The organism is Reinekea marinisedimentorum (assembly GCF_004341165.1).
GTDB lineage: Bacteria > Pseudomonadota > Gammaproteobacteria > Pseudomonadales > Natronospirillaceae > Reinekea > Reinekea marinisedimentorum.
The window spans coordinates 25,697-44,963 of sequence record NZ_SLZR01000024.1 but is presented as its reverse complement, the minus strand read 5'-3'; the positions used below and the strand labels follow the sequence as shown (position 1 = coordinate 44,963).

The 19,267-nt window shown below is 51.8% G+C and carries 19 protein-coding genes; 16 read left to right on the top strand and 3 right to left on the bottom strand.

The features are described from left to right. Positions 1 to 117: 117 nt before the first annotated feature. From BCF53_RS19635 to BCF53_RS17695, 5 genes are all read left to right on the top strand, one after another. The gene (locus BCF53_RS19635) at positions 118 to 585 is read left to right on the top strand and encodes a DUF3592 domain-containing protein (protein WP_132703845.1); all 468 of its coding nucleotides are present in this window, start codon (positions 118 to 120) and stop codon (positions 583 to 585) included. A gap of 364 nt (positions 586 to 949) precedes the next feature. Continuing rightward, a complete protein-coding gene (locus BCF53_RS17710; protein ID WP_481404358.1) occupies positions 950 to 1,552 on the top strand; it encodes an anthranilate synthase component II in 603 nt (200 codons plus the stop codon). A 9-nt stretch (positions 1,553 to 1,561) separates the two neighbouring features. After that, positions 1,562 to 2,593, top strand: a complete 1,032-nt coding sequence (gene trpD, locus BCF53_RS17705) for an anthranilate phosphoribosyltransferase (RefSeq protein ID WP_132703843.1) — start codon at positions 1,562 to 1,564, stop codon at positions 2,591 to 2,593. Between the two features lie 63 nt (positions 2,594 to 2,656). Next, a complete protein-coding gene (gene trpC, locus BCF53_RS17700; protein ID WP_132703841.1) occupies positions 2,657 to 3,460 on the top strand; it encodes an indole-3-glycerol phosphate synthase TrpC in 804 nt (267 codons plus the stop codon). Continuing rightward, entirely contained in the window at positions 3,460 to 3,639 is a 180-nt protein-coding gene (locus tag BCF53_RS17695; RefSeq protein ID WP_132703839.1) for a hypothetical protein, read from the top strand. The genes trpC and BCF53_RS17695 overlap by 1 nt, the downstream gene beginning before the upstream one ends. Positions 3,640 to 3,709: 70 nt before the next feature. On the opposite strand, the gene BCF53_RS17690 is transcribed toward BCF53_RS17695, so the two are convergent. Then, positions 3,710 to 5,500, bottom strand: a complete 1,791-nt coding sequence (locus tag BCF53_RS17690) for a DEAD/DEAH box helicase (RefSeq protein ID WP_132703837.1) — start codon at positions 5,498 to 5,500, stop codon at positions 3,710 to 3,712. A gap of 317 nt (positions 5,501 to 5,817) precedes the next feature. Then, positions 5,818 to 6,330 carry a DUF4826 family protein gene (locus BCF53_RS17685; protein WP_165901977.1) on the bottom strand — a complete coding sequence of 171 codons (513 nt, stop codon included), beginning with the start codon at positions 6,328 to 6,330 and terminating at the stop codon, positions 5,818 to 5,820. Between the two features lie 196 nt (positions 6,331 to 6,526). On the opposite strand from BCF53_RS17685, the gene pepD reads away from it, so the two are divergent. Next, on the top strand, positions 6,527 to 7,990 hold the full coding sequence (pepD, locus tag BCF53_RS17680; RefSeq protein WP_132703833.1) for a beta-Ala-His dipeptidase: 1,464 nt from the start codon (positions 6,527 to 6,529) through the stop codon (positions 7,988 to 7,990). A gap of 135 nt (positions 7,991 to 8,125) precedes the next feature. Continuing rightward, on the top strand, positions 8,126 to 9,160 hold the full coding sequence (selD, locus tag BCF53_RS17675; protein ID WP_132703831.1) for a selenide, water dikinase SelD: 1,035 nt from the start codon (positions 8,126 to 8,128) through the stop codon (positions 9,158 to 9,160). A 57-nt stretch (positions 9,161 to 9,217) separates the two neighbouring features. On the opposite strand, the gene rpsT is transcribed toward selD, so the two are convergent. Further along, positions 9,218 to 9,484, bottom strand: coding sequence for a 30S ribosomal protein S20 (rpsT, locus tag BCF53_RS17670; RefSeq protein WP_132703829.1), 267 nt, complete (start codon positions 9,482 to 9,484; stop codon positions 9,218 to 9,220). 215 nt (positions 9,485 to 9,699) lie between these two features. On the opposite strand from rpsT, the gene murJ reads away from it, so the two are divergent. The 9 genes from murJ to BCF53_RS17625 all read left to right on the top strand — a co-directional run bounded on the left by murJ (position 9,700) and on the right by BCF53_RS17625 (position 19,264). Further along, positions 9,700 to 11,220, top strand: a complete 1,521-nt coding sequence (gene murJ / locus BCF53_RS17665) for a murein biosynthesis integral membrane protein MurJ (protein WP_243645860.1) — start codon at positions 9,700 to 9,702, stop codon at positions 11,218 to 11,220. Between the two features lie 77 nt (positions 11,221 to 11,297). Continuing rightward, a complete protein-coding gene (ribF, locus tag BCF53_RS17660; protein ID WP_132703827.1) occupies positions 11,298 to 12,215 on the top strand; it encodes a bifunctional riboflavin kinase/FAD synthetase in 918 nt (305 codons plus the stop codon). A 4-nt stretch (positions 12,216 to 12,219) separates the two neighbouring features. Beyond that, a complete protein-coding gene (gene ileS / locus BCF53_RS17655; RefSeq protein ID WP_132703825.1) occupies positions 12,220 to 15,039 on the top strand; it encodes an isoleucine--tRNA ligase in 2,820 nt (939 codons plus the stop codon). Between the two features lie 61 nt (positions 15,040 to 15,100). Next, positions 15,101 to 15,547 (top strand): FKBP-type peptidyl-prolyl cis-trans isomerase, encoded by a 447-nt coding sequence (gene fkpB / locus BCF53_RS17650; RefSeq protein WP_132703823.1) that lies wholly within the window; start codon positions 15,101 to 15,103, stop codon positions 15,545 to 15,547. Beyond that, positions 15,537 to 16,484 carry a 4-hydroxy-3-methylbut-2-enyl diphosphate reductase gene (gene ispH, locus BCF53_RS17645; protein ID WP_132703821.1) on the top strand — a complete coding sequence of 316 codons (948 nt, stop codon included), beginning with the start codon at positions 15,537 to 15,539 and terminating at the stop codon, positions 16,482 to 16,484. Before fkpB ends, ispH begins: the two co-directional genes overlap by 11 nt. Before the next feature lie 131 nt (positions 16,485 to 16,615). Continuing rightward, the gene (locus BCF53_RS17640) at positions 16,616 to 17,167 is read left to right on the top strand and encodes a GspH/FimT family pseudopilin (protein WP_132703819.1); all 552 of its coding nucleotides are present in this window, start codon (positions 16,616 to 16,618) and stop codon (positions 17,165 to 17,167) included. After that, a complete protein-coding gene (gene pilV / locus BCF53_RS17635) occupies positions 17,164 to 17,712 on the top strand; it encodes a type IV pilus modification protein PilV (protein WP_132703817.1) in 549 nt (182 codons plus the stop codon). Before BCF53_RS17640 ends, pilV begins: the two co-directional genes overlap by 4 nt. A gap of 2 nt (positions 17,713 to 17,714) precedes the next feature. Next, on the top strand, positions 17,715 to 18,725 hold the full coding sequence (locus BCF53_RS17630; protein WP_132703815.1) for a PilW family protein: 1,011 nt from the start codon (positions 17,715 to 17,717) through the stop codon (positions 18,723 to 18,725). After that, a complete protein-coding gene (locus tag BCF53_RS17625; protein WP_132703813.1) occupies positions 18,725 to 19,264 on the top strand; it encodes a pilus assembly PilX family protein in 540 nt (179 codons plus the stop codon). The genes BCF53_RS17630 and BCF53_RS17625 overlap by 1 nt, the downstream gene beginning before the upstream one ends. Positions 19,265 to 19,267 lie beyond the last annotated feature (3 nt).

Sequence of the window (19,267 nt, the reverse complement as noted above, 5' to 3'; positions counted from 1 at the left end):
ACGAGCAAATGTATAACTGAGGAGCCCGGTGCGGTAGTTCCGCACGCCGGGATCTGTATGGGGGCGGTTCGGGTAACTGGCCGTCCTATCATGACTGTATAAATTGGAATAGATAAGATGGACTCAGGATTGCAGCTAAAATTGCTTATGCTAGGTTTGTGGTTAATTATGGTATATCGATCCTATGGAAATATTGTCAGATCATTATCAAGTAAAGAGTGGCCTTCCACTACAGCAAAGGTTGTATTAAGCAGCTTTGACCGAACTCAATCACTTTATGAACCAAAAATCATATATAGATATAGTATCAATGGCATGCAATACGACAATGATACGTACACCCATCTTGGGGCATTCAGCACTACAAAAAAGACGGCTATTAAAATATCAAAAAACCACCCTGAAGGAAGCAACATAACAATACATGTAAACCCGAGAGCCCCCCAACAATCGGTGATAGTTCCAGGTATTCATTGGGTTCAAGTAGCCAGCTTCGTCGCACTCACACTGATGCTCCTTGGCATTGCGTACATTGGTGAAATTCTCAATTTTATTTACCCAGGGTGCCAACCGAAATGTACATAACAAGCCAATCACAATCGCCCGCAAAAGGTCGCGGTCTGGACGCGCTAGCGCGCGCCTGTGTTGGCGGCGTTCCGGATTAATAATTCGGCATTTCTACCATTGTTCGGCAAAACTCGGAAATGTCCAATAATGCGTTTAGACCTCTCAAAATAACATCGATAATTACTGGGGTTAGTGGTTACCTACTTGTGTTAGTGACTACTTACCAGTTTGTTCAATATATTGTTTCAAATTCTGTTCAGAGTATTTTCTCAATATACGGTAGAATGCGGCCTAGAGAGGCGCTATTGTTCAGTTTTATGCCGAAATCAACATTTATCTCGTGCTACCATTCGGCTCCTTTAAAAGAAGGTGGAAAGCCGTTTTGCTGTTGATGATAGATAACTACGACTCCTTTACCCATATGCTGGTGAACTACCTGCAGTGTCTGGAGATAGACGTGGTGGTTAAGCAAAATGACGAAATTGATATTGCCGGCATTGAAGCGCTGAACCCGGAGATGCTGTTTTTATCTCCCGGCCCCTGTACGCCCGCTGATGCAGGCATTACGTTGCAGGCGATCAGTCACTTTGCCGGTAAGCTGCCTATTCTGGGTGTATGCTTGGGGCATGAGGCGATCGGTCAGGCTTTCGGGGCGAAGGTGGTTAAGGCGAAGCAGGTGATGCACGGTAAAACCTCACCGGTGCATCACCGTGGCGAAGGTGTGTTCAGAAACCTGCCTAGCCCGTACACGGCGACCCGCTATCATTCACTGGTGCTGGATCAGGCCTCTTTGCCAGAGTGTCTGGACGTGACGGCCTGGACTGAAAACGATGACGGCAGCCTGGATGAAATTATGGCGGTCCGGCATAAAGAATATGCGATTGAGGGGGTGCAGTTTCATCCTGAATCGGTACTGACGGAGCATGGCATGGCGTTACTGACTAACTTTGTGCACAGTGCTCGCAGACAAACAGAAAAAGAATAGAGAGGCATTATGGATATTAAACAGGCTTTGGCTCGGTTAGCCGGGCATGGGCACCTCAATCAGCAGGAAATGCAGCAGGTTATGCGTCAGATCATGCTTGGCGACGCGGCAGATTCTCAAATCGGCGCCTTTCTGATGGGCTTGCGTATGAAGGGTGAAACGGTCGACGAAATTGTCGGCGCGGCCTCGGTTATGCGTGAGTTATCCACCAAGGTCACCATTCAGGCTGATCATCTGGTCGATACCTGTGGCACCGGCGGCTCAGGGCAAAAGCTGTTTAATGTTTCTACCGCCAGCGCCTTTGTTGTAGCCGCGGCTGGAGCGCATGTTGCCAAACACGGCAACCGCGGTGTGTCATCCGGATTTGGCAGTGCGGATCTGCTTGAAGCGGCGGGTGTGAATCTGGATATTCTGCCCGATGCCATTGCCCGAGCCATTGAAACGGTGGGTGTTGGCTTCATGTTCGCGCAGAAACACCACAGCGCTATGCGCCACGCGATCGGCCCGCGTAAGGAGATGGGCATTCGCACCATTTTTAATATGCTGGGGCCTTTGACCAACCCGGCCGGGGTTACCAATCAGGTGATTGGTGTATTCAGTGCAGAGTTGTGTGAGCCGTTGGCGAATGCCCTTAAGGAATTAGGCAGTCAGCATGTGTTGGTGGTGCATTCTGATGATGGCCTGGATGAGTTTAGCATTGCCGCGCCAACTCAGGTGGCGGAGCTGAAGGATGGTGAAATTAAAACCTACAAGGTGGAGCCGGAAGACTTTGGCCTGGCAACACAAAGCCTGGCGGGTTTGAATGCCCGCGATGCTGTTAGCAGTTTGGCTCTTATTAAGGCTGTCTTTTCCGGTGAGAGTACCGAAGAAACCGCCCGAGCCGCCGACCTGATTGCACTGAACGCCGGAGCTGCTATTTATGCCTCTGGCGTAGCCGGTTCTTTCGCCGCTGGCGTTGCCATGGCAGAAGACGCTATCTCTACCGGCCTGGCTGCTGAAAAGCTGAAAGAATTTGCGCAATTCACGCAAAGCGTCGGCTAACTCCATAAACTGCCGGCAGCTCGCCTGCCGGCTGATCCCCGTTATAATTCTGGTTCATTGTTCATGAAAAATACGCCCACTATTCTGAAGAAAATTATCGATCGAAAATTTGAAGAGGTTGCCGAGCGCAGCAAGAAAGTCAGTTTTAGCGACCTGGAAGCCGAGTTCGATCATTATCCGGCGCCGCGCGGTTTTGCCGCCGCTATGAAGGCGAAGGTTGAAGCCGGTCAATCCGCAGTTATTGCTGAGGTTAAGAAGGCTTCTCCCAGCAAGGGGGTGTTGCGTGAGAATTTCGTCCCGGCCGAAATCGCCCGAAGTTACCAGCAGGGCGGTGCTGCTTGCCTGTCCGTTTTAACGGATCAGGATTTTTTTCAGGGTCATGAGGATTACCTGATTCAGGTGCGTGAAGCCGTCAGCTTGCCGGTGATCCGCAAAGACTTTCTGATCGATGCTTACCAAATCGCCGAGGCGAAGGCGATCGGAGCCGACTGCGTGCTGCTGATTGTTGCCGCACTGGGTGATGCCGAGCTGAAAGATCTGCATGCACAGGCAACAGAATATGGCATGGATGTTTTAATTGAGGTGCACGACGAAGCTGAAATGGAATCGGCACTGCGTGTGGATAACTACCTGATCGGTGTGAACAACCGTAACCTGCATACCTTTGAGGTTTCTCTGCAAACCACCCTGAACCTGAAGCGAATGCTGCCGGCTGACCGTATGTTCGTAACTGAGAGTGGCATTCTGGTACCGGAGGATGTGCAGCTGATGCGTGAAAACGACGTCAACGCCTTTTTGGTGGGTGAGGCGTTTATGCGCGCTGAAAACCCCGGTGAAAAACTGGCTCAATTGTTTGGAGAAAACTGATGCCACCTATTGTGACTATATTGCTGGTATTAGCGTTAGCTATTGTCGCGGTACTGTTTATTACCTCGCGTAACCCAACGCAGGTGAGTGAAGAGCAGGCTCAAAAATTTTCAAAGATTATCCGCATCTTGATTATCGTAATGATGGTCGCAATGGTGGTTAAGGCTTGCACTGGGTAAGCTGAAAGCATCTGTAAAAAAGGCGACCATTGGGTCGCCTTTTTTGTTTTTTAACAGCAGAACTTAAAGCTTATTCAGCGCGGCGACGCGGCTTACGCTCTTCGCCATCACGTGCTTTACGTGGCTTGCGCTCGACTTTGCCTTTACTGCCGCCTTTAGGGGCTTCATCCTGCCATTCGCGCAGGTTAATAGGGCGCCCTTTAACACGGGTTTTTTGTAGGTGGTTGAAGATATCCTTCGGCATGCCGGCCGGCAGATCTACCAGGGTGTAGTTGTCACGGATTGCAATGTTGTTGATGAAACGGCCTTCAATACCGCCTTCATTGGCAATCGCGCCCACGATGGAGCCCGGGTCTACGTTATCACGACGACCGACATCCAAGCGGTAGGTTTGTGCATCGTAATTCAGCTCGCGACGTCGACCGCCACGCTCTCCGCGATCTCCACGATCTCCTCGTTCACCACGATCGCGGTCAGGTCGGCCACGGCCTTCATCGCGGCTTCTCTCACGGTCGCGTTTGCGCGGTTTGAACTCTGGGTCTTTTGGTAGTTGCAGCGGCTTATCTTCCTGTGCCATCAGCGCTAACGCTGCGGCGATATCGACGAGGTCGGCATCGGTATCGGTATCTTCCACCCAGCTGGTCAGCATAGCCTTGAAGTAATCCAGCTTATCTTGCTCAACATGTTCAAAAACGGTGTTTTTGAATTGTTCAGTACGGTATTCGCCAAGCGTCTCGGCGGTTGGCATCGGGTATTCTTTCAACTCCGATTTGGTTGCACGCTCGGCATCGCGAATAAAGCGCTGTTCACGAGGTTTAACAAACACCAGGGCCTTACCGTGACGGCCGGCACGACCGGTACGGCCAATACGGTGGGTGTAGGTTTGCACATCGCCCGGGATATCCCAGTTGATCACATGGCTGATGCGATCAATGTCGATGCCGCGGGCAGCAACGTCGGTTGCGATAACGATATCCAGCTTGCCGCTGCGCATGGCGTTAAGTATGTCTTCACGCTGCTTTTGCGCTACTTCACCACTCAGTGCGGTTGCGGCGTAGCCACGGGCGGCCAGCTTTTCAGACAGGTAGGTACACTCAATACGGGTACGCACGAAGATGATGATGGCGTTCCACTCTTCAACTTCCAATACACGGGTCAGGGCTTCGAGTTTATCGATACCCTGAACGCGCCAATGGAACTGCTCAATACGGCTGAGTTCCTGAGTACTGGCTTTAATTTCAATTTTGACCGGGTCTTTCTGGTACTGATCGGTAATGCGCTTGATCTGATGCGGCATGGTGGCCGAGAACAGAGCGGTTTGCTTGTCCTTCGGGGTGTGTTCCAGAATCCAGTCGATATCTTCAATAAAGCCCATGCGCAACATTTCGTCGGCTTCGTCGAGTACCATATGTTTCAGGTCGGAAAGATCCAGAGTGCCACGGCGCAGGTGGTCCATAACCCGGCCCGGCGTACCGACAATAACTTGAGGGTTTTGTTTCAATGCGCGCAGCTGGTTGCGCATATCGGCACCGCCATAGATTGGCAGTACGTGGAAATTTTTCACGCCACGGGCGTAGGTTTGAAAGGCTTCAGCCACCTGAATGGCCAGCTCACGCGTTGGGCAGAGTACCAGCGCCTGTGGCTGGTTCTTGTTGACGTCGATTTTGCACAGCAATGGCAAAGAAAAAGCCGCTGTTTTACCGGTACCGGTCTGTGCCAGGCCCAGTACGTCTTTTCCTTCCAGCAGGCAGCCAATGGCCTGGCTTTGAATGGGGGTTGGGGTCTCGTAACCGAGAGAGTCCAGGGTTTCCTGAATAGCAGGAGTTAAACCTAAGTCAGCAAAGGTGATGTTTTCAGACATTAAATGTTCTCAAAATAAGTAAAGCCGCACATCCAATGTGTACGGAGGAGTCCAGTGGCTTTCGGCCAGTCGGGTCGTGTCCGGCAGGAGTGCCGGGGCGGTGTATCAACCGCGCGAAGGTGAGATTAGGCTGCGCCCTGTGTTGCAATGGCTTTCATAGCACTGGAAGCGTTGTTGCAAACCCTGTCGATCTTTCTTGAAAAACAAAATGCTCATCATTGAGCGGCACATTTGCAGGCTGGGTCACCTTGGCGGCGCGGAGTATACAGATGTGATTTTCATTTGTCTGTACAAATCTTGCTCAACTGGTTAGATAGTTATGCAAACGGATCAATGTTTTTTAAACCTGAGCCGGTAGAGAACTCGAAGTTAGAGCCAATCCATAGGTAATCGTCTTCTGTCCAGCGCTGTATCCGGCTTGCACGGTCGTGAATGAGCTCGCCAATAGTTTCACGCTGATCGGCATCCTTAATGCGAAACTCGCGGCAGTCTTCACCGTTCATCAGCGTTTCAGCCGCAGCCAGCCATTTCTGGGTGAAATGCGTCAGGATGTCGCGAGGGTTTCTGGAAACCCCGTTAACCGCCACGATATCGGTGGGGTGGTCGCCGGCGATGCCATACCAGCCTCCGGGCTGCGACGATGCAGACGGCTGTATAATCCAGATTGATGAGCGGGGAATAACCGACCAGTGTGGCTCGGCAATAACAGGCAGGTGCTGAATACCCCTCGACTGCAGGTAAAGTATCAGATCTGAGCGCCGGTCGTTCAACCAGACACGCCGGTTAAAGCGGTTATTGTAATCGGTTTTTAACGAAGAATTTGAGTTCATAAGAGCGTGACACCTGCCTAACTCCATTCAGACAATACGCGTTGTGTATCTAATGATGTACGGCTATTAAAACACAGTTTTTGCCAACTTCTCATGCAATAAACAGATATTTCCGCTGATAGCGGTTACATAACGGCTTGCCCCTGTTGCTATGTGCAAAGTAAGCTACGGTTATGAAAAGCAGAGGTAGAATGTAATGAAATCCAGTGCACTTCCCGATACGCCAGCCCACCTATGGCAGCACTTCAGTGAAATAGCAAAAATTCCGCGCCCGTCCGGTAAAGAGCAGGCGGTCAGGGAATATATCGTTGAACTAGCCAAGTCCCGGAATCTGGACTATGTCATCGATGCTGCGGGCAATCTTATTGTGTATGTGCCTGCATCGCCGGGTTACGAAAACGCGCAAACAGTCGCCATACAGAACCATCTGGATATGGTCGCGGTTAAAACGGAAGATAAAGAGCACAACTTCGATACCGACCCTATTGAGCTTCAGGTCATCGGCCGCTGGCTGACCGCAGACCGAACCACGCTCGGTGCGGACAACGGTATTGGTGTTGCAGCTGCATTGGCCGTGCTGACCGATACCACCACGGTGCATCCGCGCCTGGAGCTGGTATTTACCGTCGAGGAAGAAACCGGGCTTTATGGTGCTCAGGGTTTGGATGCCAGCAAGTTATCTGCGACCCGTATGATTAACCTGGATACCGAAGATTGGGGTGAGATTTTCGTTGGTTGTGCCGGCGGTTATGGCTATGAGGCAGTGCGGGACTTCCGCTCTGAACCGGTGGACCCGACGCTGAAGCCCTACCTGATTAAGCTGAAGGGCTTGGCTGGTGGCCATTCCGGTGTGCAGATTCATGAACAGCTGGGGAACGCCAATAAGTTGCTGGCAGAATTCCTGACAGAAAACTCTGATCTGATCTGGGCGCTGGCAGAATTTAAAGGCGGTGTGGCTCATAATGTGATTGCCCGTGTCGCCAGTGTCGTGGTTTACATTGACCCAGCTCAGGAAGGCAAGTGGCGTTTCAGAATGGAGCAGGCCACCCAGCGCTGGCGAACCTTCCTGCCAGATGCCGATAACCAACTGGCATGGCAGTTTAAATCGGTCGACGACGCCTCAAGCAGTGTTCTTTCGGCATCGGACCGCGATTTGCTGCTGAGCCTGGTATCTGTATTGCCGCATGGCGCGCAAACCTATAGTTTCGCGCAGCCGGCCGATCTGGTGAATTTAAGCTGCAACCTGGCGGTGGTTAACTTACAGGCGGGTGAGCTCAAGGTTCAGACCAGTCTGCGCTTCTTTAATGAGCATGAAACCATTGGCCTGAAAAACAAGATTGAATCTGTGTTCAAACTGTTTGGCATGGATGTCGATATCGTTCTTGATTACCCGAGCTGGAACCCGGATTTCAACAGCCCGCTGGTTGGGCGAACCGCCATTATCTCGCAAAAGATCACCGGTAAGCCGGCCAAGCTGAGGGCGATACATGCGGGTCTGGAGTGCGGCATCCTGACCAGCAAAAAGCCGGATATGGATGTCGTCAGTTTCGGCCCGACCATTCTGGGGGCGCACAGCCCGACAGAGCGTTTGGAGATTGCGACGGTTGAACCGTTCTGGAAGATGCTGCAGGCGCTGTTGGCTGAGTTGGCGGTGGTCTGACAGCCCGGCGTTGAGCACAGGTACAGTGATTGAAGGTCGGAGTTTCCGGCTTTTTTTTGGTATTTTCGTTCCGCTGGAACACAAGCTGGGCGTTCTTTTGTAACATGGTGGTTTCACTGATAATCCGGGAACGCTATGTCTGCCATTAAATTAACTGAGTACAGTCACGGAGCCGGCTGCGGTTGTAAGATCGCGCCACAGGTGCTCGATACCATTCTGAAGAGTCAGGTTGTGCAGGCTGAAGATGCTAACCTGCTGGTGGGCAACAGCAGCAAAGATGATGCGGCTGTTTATGATTTGGGCGATGGCAGCGCTGTTATCAGCACGACCGATTTCTTCATGCCGATTGCAGACGACCCCTTCACCTTCGGCCGCATCGCCGCTGCCAATGCCATTAGCGATATCTACGCAATGGGCGGTACTCCGCTGATGGCGATTGCTATTCTGGGCTGGCCTGTTTCCAAACTGGCACCAGAGGTGGCCCAGCAGGTTGTGGATGGCGGTCGGGATTTATGCCGTGAAGCTGGTATTCTGCTGGCGGGCGGGCACTCCATTGACAGCCCTGAGCCGATCTTTGGCCTGGCGGTTACCGGCCGCGTGGAAATCAAAAACCTTAAGCAGAACAGTACCGCGCAGGCGGGTGATTTACTGTATCTTACCAAGCCACTCGGCGTGGGTATTCTGACAACAGCACAAAAGCAGAAAAAGTTGGCGGCAGACCATGAAAGCATTGCCATCGAGAATATGTGTAAGCTCAACAAGGTGGGTGGTGAGCTCAGTAAGTTGGCGGGCGTGAATGCCATGACCGATGTGACCGGCTTTGGTCTGATGGGGCACCTCAGTGAGGTATGTCAGGGTTCTGGTTTGGCCGCGCAAGTGCAGTATGCCCGAGTGCCGGTGTTGCCGCATGTCGCAGATTATTTGGCCCAGGGTTGTATACCGGGCGGCACCTTACGCAATTACGCCAGCTACGGCCATCTGCTCGGCAAGATGGATGAGCCGGTTCAGCATTTGCTGTGTGACCCGCAAACCAGCGGTGGCTTATTGGTGGCGGTGGCGCCTGAAGCGAAGGGTGAAGTGGAAGGTCTGCTTGAAGCTCAGGGCTTGTATGCTCAGCCGATCGGTCAATTGCGTGAGCAGCACGGTGAGGTGTTGATCGAGGTGGTCTGAAGGTTTTTCAGGCATAAAAAAAGCCGGCAAGGCCGGCTCTTTAAAGAAAGCAAAAGATTAAGCTTTAAGCGCTTTAACTTTTGCGTTCAAACGGCTAACAGTACGGCCAGCTTTCGCCTTACTGATGATGCCTTTGCGTGCCATGCTGTCTAAAACAGGCTGCGCAGTTAACAGTGCTTTGTTCGCTTCGTCGTAGTTACCGCCTTCAATTTGGGCAACGACTTTCTTAACGTATGTGCGAACCATTGAACGCATGCTTGCATTGCGACTACGACGGACCAGGGCCTGACGAGCGCGCTTACGAGAACCAGCAGAATTTGCCACAGGATGCTCCTTAAAAACTGGTGTGGGTAAATTTCGAGGGCGCGATTCTATTGAGTTGGCCAGATACTGTCAATCAAAAAGTGAAAGTTATCTTCGATTTGTCGTCGATTTATTGCTTCTGCAATTTACGGCATGAAGGTACACTCGCGTCTCGATTTTTCAGGGGCAGAAAATAGGGCGCTGCGTTGAATCAGGGAAAAGAAAGAAGATCTATTTTGAGAAGCTCGCTGGTGGTTTCTGCTGCCACGATGTTTTCGCGGGTGCTGGGCCTGATCCGCGATATAGTGTTTGCCTCTATGTTTGGCACCGGCGGTGCGCAGGATGCCTTCGTTGTTGCCTTTAAAATCCCCAATTTTCTGCGTCGTCTGTTTGCCGAGGGCGCCTTCAATCAGGCTTTTATTCCGGTTCTGACCGAATTCCGCCAAAGCGAGGGGGACCGCAGTGTGGCCCGGCTGGTCAGTGCGGTGCAGATTTATCTGTCGGGGATCGTTGGCCTGATCACTCTGGTAGCGGTACTCGGCTCGCCGCTACTGGCCTGGCTGTTTGCGCCCGGCTTTCATGATGACGGCGAAAAGCTGGTGCAGGTGAGTGATTTTCTGCGCCTGACCTTTCCCTACCTCTGGTTTATTTCGCTGACGGCACTGGCCACCTCGGTTTTGAATAGCTACGGCCGCTTTGCCGCCCCGGCGCTGACGCCGGTTATCCTGAACCTTTGCCTGATCAGTTCGGCGCTGTTTTTAACACCGCATTTTCAGGTGCCGCAAACGGGCCTGGCCATTGGTGTGCTGGTTGCCGGCATGTTGCAGTGGCTGTTCCTGTGGCCTGCGCTGCTGAAAACCGGTGTCTGGTCGCCGGTGCCCGCCATTGCGCAGCACGCGGGTGTAAAAAAGATCTTTACCCTAATGCTGCCCGGGCTGTTTGGTGTGTCGGTTAGCCAAATCAATCTGCTGCTGGATACGGTGCTGGCTTCATTGCTGGAAGATGGCTCGGTCAGCTGGCTGTATTACTCCGACCGGCTTACTGAGTTGCCCTTGGGTGTTATCGGGATTGCCATAGCGACCGTTTTGCTGCCGAGGCTTTCCGCGCTGCATGTTGAGGATGACACTCACAAGTTTGAACGCACCCTGGCCTGGGCGATTCGCATCGTATTGTTGATCGGCTTGCCGGCCATGGTGGCGCTGATGATTCTGCCGGAGGTGTTGTTGACTCTGTTGTTTCAGAACTATCAGTTTACGGCGGCGGATGTCAGTAAAAGTGCCGCCAGTCTGGCTGCTTATGCATTGGGTTTACCGGCCTTTATGCTGATTAAGATAATGGCGCCGGCGTTTTTCTCCCGTCAGGATACCAAAACACCGGTCAAGATCGGTATTCAGGCGATGGTCTGGAACATGCTGCTCAACCTGATCCTTATTTATCCGCTGGCGCACGTCGGACTGGCGCTGGCGACCTCACTGTCGGCCTGGTTCAATGCCTGCCTGCTGGCGCTTTCACTGCGCAAGCAAGGTTGCTTCCCGGCCGCGGGCCTGTGGTTGCGGCCGGCACTGAAGGCGGTGTTTGCCTGTGCCGTGATGGCAGTTTCGCTGGAGTTGCTGATGCAGCTTGCGTGGCTGCAAATGCCTAACCAGGTGTTAGGGCGGGTGCGTGTGGTGACGGTGCTGGTTGCTGCCGGTATTCTGAGTTACGGCCTGGCATTGATCGCGGTGCGTACCCGGTTGAATGAGCTGAGGCATCCATAGCAGGGCGCCAGCTTTTACAGGACAGCGCATTTGCTTTTTTGTATACTGCGCGGCCAATTTAATACATCACCCTTTATATGTACGTTTCTCGGTTACCTTCAGCGAAATTGCCGGCTTCGGCTGTCACTATTGGCAGCTTTGATGGCGTGCATGTCGGCCACCAGCAGATTATTCAGCAGCTGACAGCAAAGGCCAGAAAAGAAGGCCTGTGCTCGGTTGTGGTGACATTTGAGCCGCAACCCAGAGAGTTCCTGGCACCCGGTGAGGCCCCGGCGCGCTTGTCGTCGCTGGCGGACAAAGCCCGCCGTCTGGAAGCGCTGGGTGTCGATCACCTCGTTGTACTGCCCTTTAATGACCGCATTCGCTCGTTAACTGCGAGCGAATTTGTTCAGAAAGTTCTGATCGATGCCCTTAATGCCCGTTGGATTCAGGTAGGTGATGACTTCCGTTTTGGTGCCGACCGTAAGGGCAATATCGGCTTTTTACGTCAGTATGCCTTTGAGGTTGCCGACATGCCCTCGCACTGCATTGGCCAGGTTCGGGTCAGCAGTACTCATATTCGTCAGCTGTTGGAAAGCGAAGACTTTGCCGCGGCCGAGCAATTCCTCGGGGAGCCATACAGCCTGACCGGCAGAGTGATCTATGGCCGCCAGCTGGGCCGGAATATCGGTGTGCCAACGGCAAATTTTTTACTGCCGCATAAAAAGCTGCCGATTGATGGTGTCTTTGCAGTGTCTTCAGAGGTGAATGGCCGCACCCTGTATGGCGTGGCGAATTTGGGGCCGAAACCCACGGTGCAGGATTACCGCTTTTGGCTGGAAGTGAATTTTTTTGATTTTAATGCTGTTCTGTATGGGCAGCGCCTCTGTATCCGCCTGCACAAGCGGCTGCGTGGTATACAAACATTTGATAACCTTGACGCGCTGAAAGACCAAATTCAGCGTGACATTAATGCGGCAAACCAATGGTTTGAGCAAACGACGGAAGTGAACTGACTCGATGACTGATTATAAATCTACTCTGAATCTGCCTCATACCGAGTTCCCGATGCGCGGGGACCTGGCAAAACGTGAACCGAAAATGCTGCAGCAATGGCAGGAAAACGGTATTTACAAGAAGATTCGCGAAGCAAGTCAGGGTCGTGACAAGTTCATTCTGCACGATGGCCCGCCGTATGCGAACGGCTCGTTGCACTTAGGCCATGCCGTCAACAAAATCCTTAAAGACATCATCATGAAGTCGAAAAGCTTCATCGGCTACGATGCGCCCTATATCCCCGGTTGGGATTGCCACGGCCTGCCGATTGAGCACAAGGTTGAAACCATGATCGGCCGCGCCGGTGATAAGGTCGACTTCAAAGAGTTCCGCGCCAAGTGCCGCGAATATGCGCACAAGCAGGTTGAAGGTCAGCGCGAAGAGTTTCTGCGCATGGGCGTGTTTGGCGACTGGGAACATCCTTACCTGACTATGGAATATCAGACCGAGGCCGATACCATCCGCGCCTTAGGTAAAATTGCCGAATCCGGCCATCTGGTGCGTGGCTTTAAGCCGGTTTACTGGAGTGTGGTGGGTGGTTCTGCTTTGGCCGAAGCTGAGGTTGAGTATCAGGATAAAACCTCGTTCAGCATCGACGTTGCCTACCCGACCATCGATGATGCAGCCGTGCTGAGTGCACTGGGGGCCGATGCCGGTGAAGGCGCGGTTCATGCAGTTATCTGGACAACAACGCCGTGGACGCTGCCATCATCGATGGCGATTACTGTGGGCGCAGAGATCAACTACGTGCTGAAGCAGGTCGACCATGAAGGCACGAAAAAGCGCATCATTATTGCCGAAGAACTGGCTGAAAGCTTCGCAGAGCGCTCCGGTATAGTGCTGGGTGAAACGCTGGCTGAATTCCCGGGCTCTGTGCTCGAAAACCTGAAGTTCTCGCATCCGTTCTATGAGCGTGAAATCCCGGTACTGAATGGCGATCACGTCACACTGGATGCCGGTACCGGCTGTGTGCACACCGCGCCCGACCACGGTATGGACGACTTTATCGTCTGTAACAAATACGGCATCGAAACGCTGAACCCGCTGAACGATAAGGGCGTGTTCCGCAATAATGTCGAGCTGTTCGCTGGTGAGCATGTGTATAAGGTCGATCCGAAGGTGATCGCAGTGGTGAAAGAGCATGGCAACCTGCTCAGCGAAGGCAAACTGACGCACTCCTATGCGCACTGCTGGCGTACCAAAACACCGCTGATTTACCGCGCTACACCGCAATGGTTTATCAGCATGGAAGAAAAGGGCCTGAAAGCTCAGGCGATGGAAGCCATACAGGGCGTTCGCTGGGTGCCGGGCTGGGGCCAAAACCGCATCGAAGCGATGGTTGGTCAGTCGCCAGACTGGTGTATTTCCCGTCAGCGTACCTGGGGCACGCCAATCACCTTTGTTGTGCATAAAGAGACCGGTGAGCTGCACCCGGAATTGCCGAAGATCATCGAAGCGGTCGCGCTGGAAGTTGAAAAATCCGGTATGGATGCGTGGTACGACTTCGATCTTTCCACCGTGATTGACGATGCCGATGACTACGAGAAAACCAACGACACTTTAGATGTTTGGTTTGACTCCGGTACCACCCACGCCACCGTTCTGCGCAAGCGCGAAGAGCTGGGTCAGTACCCGGCCGATATGTACCTGGAAGGCTCAGACCAGCACCGTGGCTGGTTCCAGTCGTCATTGAAGACTGCCGTGGCGATGAACGGTACTGCACCCTATAAGCAAGTACTGACTCATGGCTTCGTAGTCGACGAGAAAGGCTACAAGATGTCCAAATCGCTGGGCAACGGTATGGAGCCGCAGGAAGTGTTCAACCAGTTTGGCGCGGATATTCTGCGTTTATGGGTGGCGAGTACGGATTACTCCGGCGACATGGCCTTCTCGAAAGATATTCTTAAGCGTACGGCGGACTCTTACCGTCGCATCCGTAATACGGCGCGTTTCATGGTCTCTAACCTGAATGGCTTCGACCCGGCTGAGAACATGGTCGCCAACAGCGACATGCTGGCGCTCGACCGCTGGGCAGTAGACCGCGCACTGGTGGTGCAGAACGAAATCTCCGACCTGTTTGATAACTACCACTTCGTACAGGCGGTTCAGAAGATTCACCACTTCTGCGCGTTGGATATGGGCGGCTTCTATCTGGATATCATCAAAGACCGTCAGTACACCACGCAGGAAGATTCATTGGCACGCCGTTCCGCACAGACCGCGCTGTACCATGTGCTGCAGGCGTTGGTTCGCTGGATTGCGCCAATTCTGAGCTTCACTGCCGATGAGCTGTGGCAGTATGTACCGGGCCAGAAGCAGGAAACCGTCTTCACTGAAACCTGGTATCAGGGCCTGCAAGGCTTTGGTGACGGCGAAGCGATGAATGCCGACTATTGGCTGATGGTTCAGAAAGCCAAAGACGGCGTTAATAAGGTGCTGGAACAGGCGCGTAATGACGGCAAGGTTGGCGGTGCTTTAACCGCGGAAGTGACGCTGTATTGCGATGCCGAGCTCAAGAGTCTGCTGACCAAGCTGGGTGATGAATTGCGCTTTGTCACCATTACCAGCAGTGCTGATCTGGCTGATATTGCCGAGGCACCGGAGCAGTCTGTGGCGACCGATCTGGCCGGCCTGAAAGTGCTGGTTAAAAAGTCTGAGCATGCCAAATGTGCGCGCTGCTGGCATCAGCGTGAAGATGTCGGTACCCATGAAGAGCATCCTGAACTGTGTGGTCGCTGCGTAGAAAACGTTGCCGGTGACGGTGAAACACGCGAGTATGCCTAAGCCGCGTTAGCTTAATTGAAAGCCCGCGTCAGCGGGCTTTTTACTATAGGAAGGAACAGCAATGATGCATATCCATGAAAATTCAAAAGTTACACTGCATTTTGCGTTAAGGCTGGAAGACGGGCAGGAAGTCGACAGCAACTTTGAAAAATCGCCGGCCGTTTTATCGATAGGTGATGGCAACCTGCCGGAAGGTTTTGAAAAGCATCTGCTGGGCTTGTCTGCCGGTGATAAGCGCACAGTTCGGGTGCCGCCGGAAGATGCCTTTGGTCAGGTAAATCCGTCTAACCGGCAGAAGTTTAAGGCCGCGCAGTTTGCTCAGGCCGGTCAGGTTGAGCCGGGTACGGTCGTTTCGTTTCAGGATGCCAGCGGCTCTGAACTGCCGGGCGTTATCACCGAGATTGCAGGTGAAGAGGTCGTCGTCGATTTCAATCATCCGCTGGCCGGTAAGCACCTGGATTTTGAAGTGGAAATTATTTCCGTAGAGGCCGCAAGCAATGGACATTAAGCTGGCTAACCCGCGAGGCTTTTGTGCCGGTGTTGACCGGGCGATTGATATCGTCAACCGCGCACTGGAAGTCCATGGCGCGCCGCTGTATGTGCGTCATGAGGTGGTTCACAATAAGTTCGTGGTTGAAGATTTAAAAAGTCGTGGCGCTATCTTTGTCGACGAGCTCGATGAGGTGCCGGATAACAACTGGGTGATCTTTTCTGCACATGGTGTTTCCCAGGCGGTGCGCAAAGAAGCAGCCGACCGTGGTCTCAATGTTTACGACGCAACCTGCCCGCTGGTGACCAAGGTGCACCTGGAGGTGGCCCGCTATTCCAAAGACGGTATGGAATGCGTACTGATTGGTCATCGCGGCCATCCAGAGGTTGAAGGTACCATGGGGCAGTACGACAGCAGCAATGGCGGCGCGATCTACCTCGTTGAAGATGAAGCCGATGTTGACGCGCTGGCGCCGGTTGATCCTTCTCAGTTGGCTTACGTGACTCAGACGACGCTGTCCATGGACGACACCTCGCGCATCATCGATGCACTGAGAGAGAAGTTCCCTGACATACAGGGACCGAAGAAAAACGACATCTGCTACGCCACGCAAAACCGACAGGATGCAGTGAAAAAGCTGGCGGTTGAATGTGATGTGGTCATCGTTGTCGGATCGCCAAATTCTTCGAACAGCAATCGCCTGCGTGAGCTTTCTGAACGCATGGGCTGCAGTGCTTATTTGGTGGATCATGTCGACCAGCTGGAAAAACAGTGGTTTAAGAATGCCAAAAGCATCGGTCTGACCGCAGGCGCATCTGCACCGGACGAACTGGTTCAGCAGGTTATTCAGGGCCTGCGCGCAATGGGTGCCAATCAACTGATAGAGTTGGACGGTGTTCAGGAAAACATCACTTTCTCTATTCCTAAAGAGCTTCGTCTGACAGATGTGGGCTGAACTTTGACCCACTTCTCGTTCTGTTGGCAATGTAAGCCTTTTGTCATCCCCTCCTGACCGTTTATCCTAACGGTCATTCTTCTCATTTTTACTCGCATACAATTAGTAATACGAAATTTCGTGAGGCTTATATGAAAAGCGTTCGTGGTTTTACCATTGTTGAGCTTATGGTGACGCTGGTGATTCTGGCCATCATTACCATGGCTGCGGCACCGTCTTTTAATAATGTGATTCGCAGTTCAAGGATTGACAGTAACTTATCAAAAATTCGAGCAGGTTATAGTTTTGCGCGAACCGAGGCTGGAACCCGGCAGGAAGGCGTGAGCATATGTGTTGCTAATTCATCGCTGGATGACTGTGCAACAGGTACTGACTGGTCGGGTGGTTGGATTGTCTTTACTGATACAGATAATGACATCGTGTATGAAACATCCGATGGCGATACGCTTCTTCGCATTTGGGAAGGGGTGTCCGATGACTTTAGTTTGACTGGATCAGCTTCCGGCTACACATTTTATGATAACGGTGCCGCAGTCGAAGACCCTTACAGTACATCTAGTTTCACATCGATGAAGTTAACACTGACGCCAGACTCCTGCCCAACCGGGGAGAGCTTGATAAGAGAATTTTCTGTTGTTAGTGCATTTGGTGGAACATCGACTACAACAGGTACTTGCCCATGAATAAATATTTTTTAAACTTACCCCGGGCATCTGTTCAGAGCGGCGCTACGATGATCGAAGTGCTGGTCTCAATACTCATCTTTTCTGTTGGTTTGCTGGGTATCGCTACGACCCAGACGATGGGGTTAACGACTACCCAAAGTGCAATGCATCGCTCTTATGCTGCACAGCTCTCTTATGAATTGATTGATATCGTTCGTTCTAACCCGGAAGAGGCTGAGAATGCTTTCTTCAGTGCCATAAGTATAGATACAGATTCAACCGCATCCTTTACGGCAACTAACGCATGCGATACTACCGCCTCCGCCTGCACTACAACTGAAATGGCAAACATGCAAATGTCTGCCTGGGAAACAAGGTTGGGAAATGTGCTAACTGGCAGTCGTGCTACCTTGACAAGCTCAGATGAAGTGAATTTTCAGTTGATTATAAAATGGCCGGATTTCAGAACTAACCAGGATCGAATTGACGCGTCAATCGATGTGGATGGAGATAGCGTTGATGATGGTGATGACGCAATCTTATTTACAGATTTCAGGATTTAATTATGTCTAAGCAAAAAGGATTGAGTCTTGTTGAGCTGCTCGTTGCGGTAGCTTTATCACTGGTAATTATCGGTGGGATTATTCAGGTTTTTACTGCTAACAGGCAAGCTTACAATTTGTCGGAGTCTATGATTCGGGTACAAGAATCAGGTCGATTTGCGCTTGAGTTTATTTCTGAGGCTATTCGAAGTTCCGGAAGTTACGGGTGTTTACCATCCGCTAGTACTGAAACAGAGGATGTTCAGTCACTTATGAGTGGCTTCTCTGATTTCAATGCGATTCAAACGGCCGCCTTTACTACCGGGACCACTGCCCCAAACTGGGTAGCCAGCTCTAACGGCGCAACTGCTTCAACTTCAACGTCGGTAGGTAGCACAGACAGGCTTTCACTTTTGCATTTGACGACAGACGAATATGTTGTTTCCAGTGTTCCTACAACATCGAGCTTGGTAACTTCGACAACTAACGATTTTTCAGTGAGTACAAGCAGCCCAGATTATGTGATGGTGAGCAATTGCGAAGTCGCAGATATTGGTTATGTATCCAGCATCGATTCATCAACGAATACGGTAACTTTAAACGATACGATGCGAGATACAACATTTAAGAGAACGGACGTCAGAAGCACGATTGCAAAGCTTCAACACCTTTCGTTTACCGTGGATGAAGCAAATGACAACCTTACCGTTCAGGTAAATGGTAACGGCGCTCAAACGGTTATAGGAGGTATTGAAAGTATACAGTTTGAGTACGGTGTTGATACGGGAACAGATATGGTCCCAGATTATTACGCTGATATTGCATCAATTGTTACAGCAGGTGACGAGGCAGACATCACTGCGGTGAAGATTAGTGTACTTGCGGTTTCCGGAACAACGACAGAAGGCGCTGCACTGAATATGGATGCCAACTCTCAAAGTGTTAACTTCGATAATACCAGTATTACCTTGGGTGACGGGCGTTACCGCGCAGTATTTGAATCGACCGTTGTATTACGTAACAGGATGAATTGATGATGAAGCAACTAAGTTATTCAGTTCAAAAAAAGCAGAAGGGTGCGGTACTTATCGTTGCTCTGGTTATCCTCGTCATTCTCACGATATTGGGTGTCGCGGTAATGGAGTCTTCTGTTGTTGAGGAGAGAATGGCCGGTAACCTGTTAGACAGAAACGTAACCTTTCAGGCGGCTGAAGCCGGGTTGCGTGCAGGAGAAGCAGCGATTGCCGCTCTGGTTGCTTATCCAACGCCAGTCTCCTCTCTATCATCTGGCTCCATTGTTAATGTCGATACCATCAGTAGTGGGTCGCCAACCTGGTGGGATGGTAAAAACTATTCATGGTTTTCCAGTAACGGCGGAACACTGGCTTCAACAAGCCTGACCACCGTCGACTCACAGCCTTATTACGTCATAGAAGAATATGAACAGGTCTGCGATGAAGTTGCAGACCCAACAATTAGCGACTGTAAAATTGTTTACAGGGTGACATCAATTGCAAAGGGTGGCCGCAATACTAGTGTGCTTTTGCAATCACTTTATTCAAGAAGGTATTAAATT

Coding starts and splice junctions, on each gene's coding strand:
- BCF53_RS19635 (WP_132703845.1), top strand. CDS start 118: ATGGACTCAGGATTGCAGCTAAAATTGCTTATGCTAGGTTTGTGGTTA.
- trpD (WP_132703843.1), top strand. CDS start 1,562: ATGGATATTAAACAGGCTTTGGCTCGGTTAGCCGGGCATGGGCACCTC.
- trpC (WP_132703841.1), top strand. CDS start 2,657: ATGAAAAATACGCCCACTATTCTGAAGAAAATTATCGATCGAAAATTT.
- BCF53_RS17695 (WP_132703839.1), top strand. CDS start 3,460: ATGCCACCTATTGTGACTATATTGCTGGTATTAGCGTTAGCTATTGTC.
- BCF53_RS17690 (WP_132703837.1), bottom strand. CDS start 5,500: ATGTCTGAAAACATCACCTTTGCTGACTTAGGTTTAACTCCTGCTATT.
- BCF53_RS17685 (WP_165901977.1), bottom strand. CDS start 6,330: ATGAACTCAAATTCTTCGTTAAAAACCGATTACAATAACCGCTTTAAC.
- pepD (WP_132703833.1), top strand. CDS start 6,527: ATGAAATCCAGTGCACTTCCCGATACGCCAGCCCACCTATGGCAGCAC.
- selD (WP_132703831.1), top strand. CDS start 8,126: ATGTCTGCCATTAAATTAACTGAGTACAGTCACGGAGCCGGCTGCGGT.
- ribF (WP_132703827.1), top strand. CDS start 11,298: ATGTACGTTTCTCGGTTACCTTCAGCGAAATTGCCGGCTTCGGCTGTC.
- ileS (WP_132703825.1), top strand. CDS start 12,220: ATGACTGATTATAAATCTACTCTGAATCTGCCTCATACCGAGTTCCCG.
- fkpB (WP_132703823.1), top strand. CDS start 15,101: ATGATGCATATCCATGAAAATTCAAAAGTTACACTGCATTTTGCGTTA.
- ispH (WP_132703821.1), top strand. CDS start 15,537: ATGGACATTAAGCTGGCTAACCCGCGAGGCTTTTGTGCCGGTGTTGAC.
- BCF53_RS17640 (WP_132703819.1), top strand. CDS start 16,616: ATGAAAAGCGTTCGTGGTTTTACCATTGTTGAGCTTATGGTGACGCTG.
- pilV (WP_132703817.1), top strand. CDS start 17,164: ATGAATAAATATTTTTTAAACTTACCCCGGGCATCTGTTCAGAGCGGC.
- BCF53_RS17630 (WP_132703815.1), top strand. CDS start 17,715: ATGTCTAAGCAAAAAGGATTGAGTCTTGTTGAGCTGCTCGTTGCGGTA.
- BCF53_RS17625 (WP_132703813.1), top strand. CDS start 18,725: ATGATGAAGCAACTAAGTTATTCAGTTCAAAAAAAGCAGAAGGGTGCG.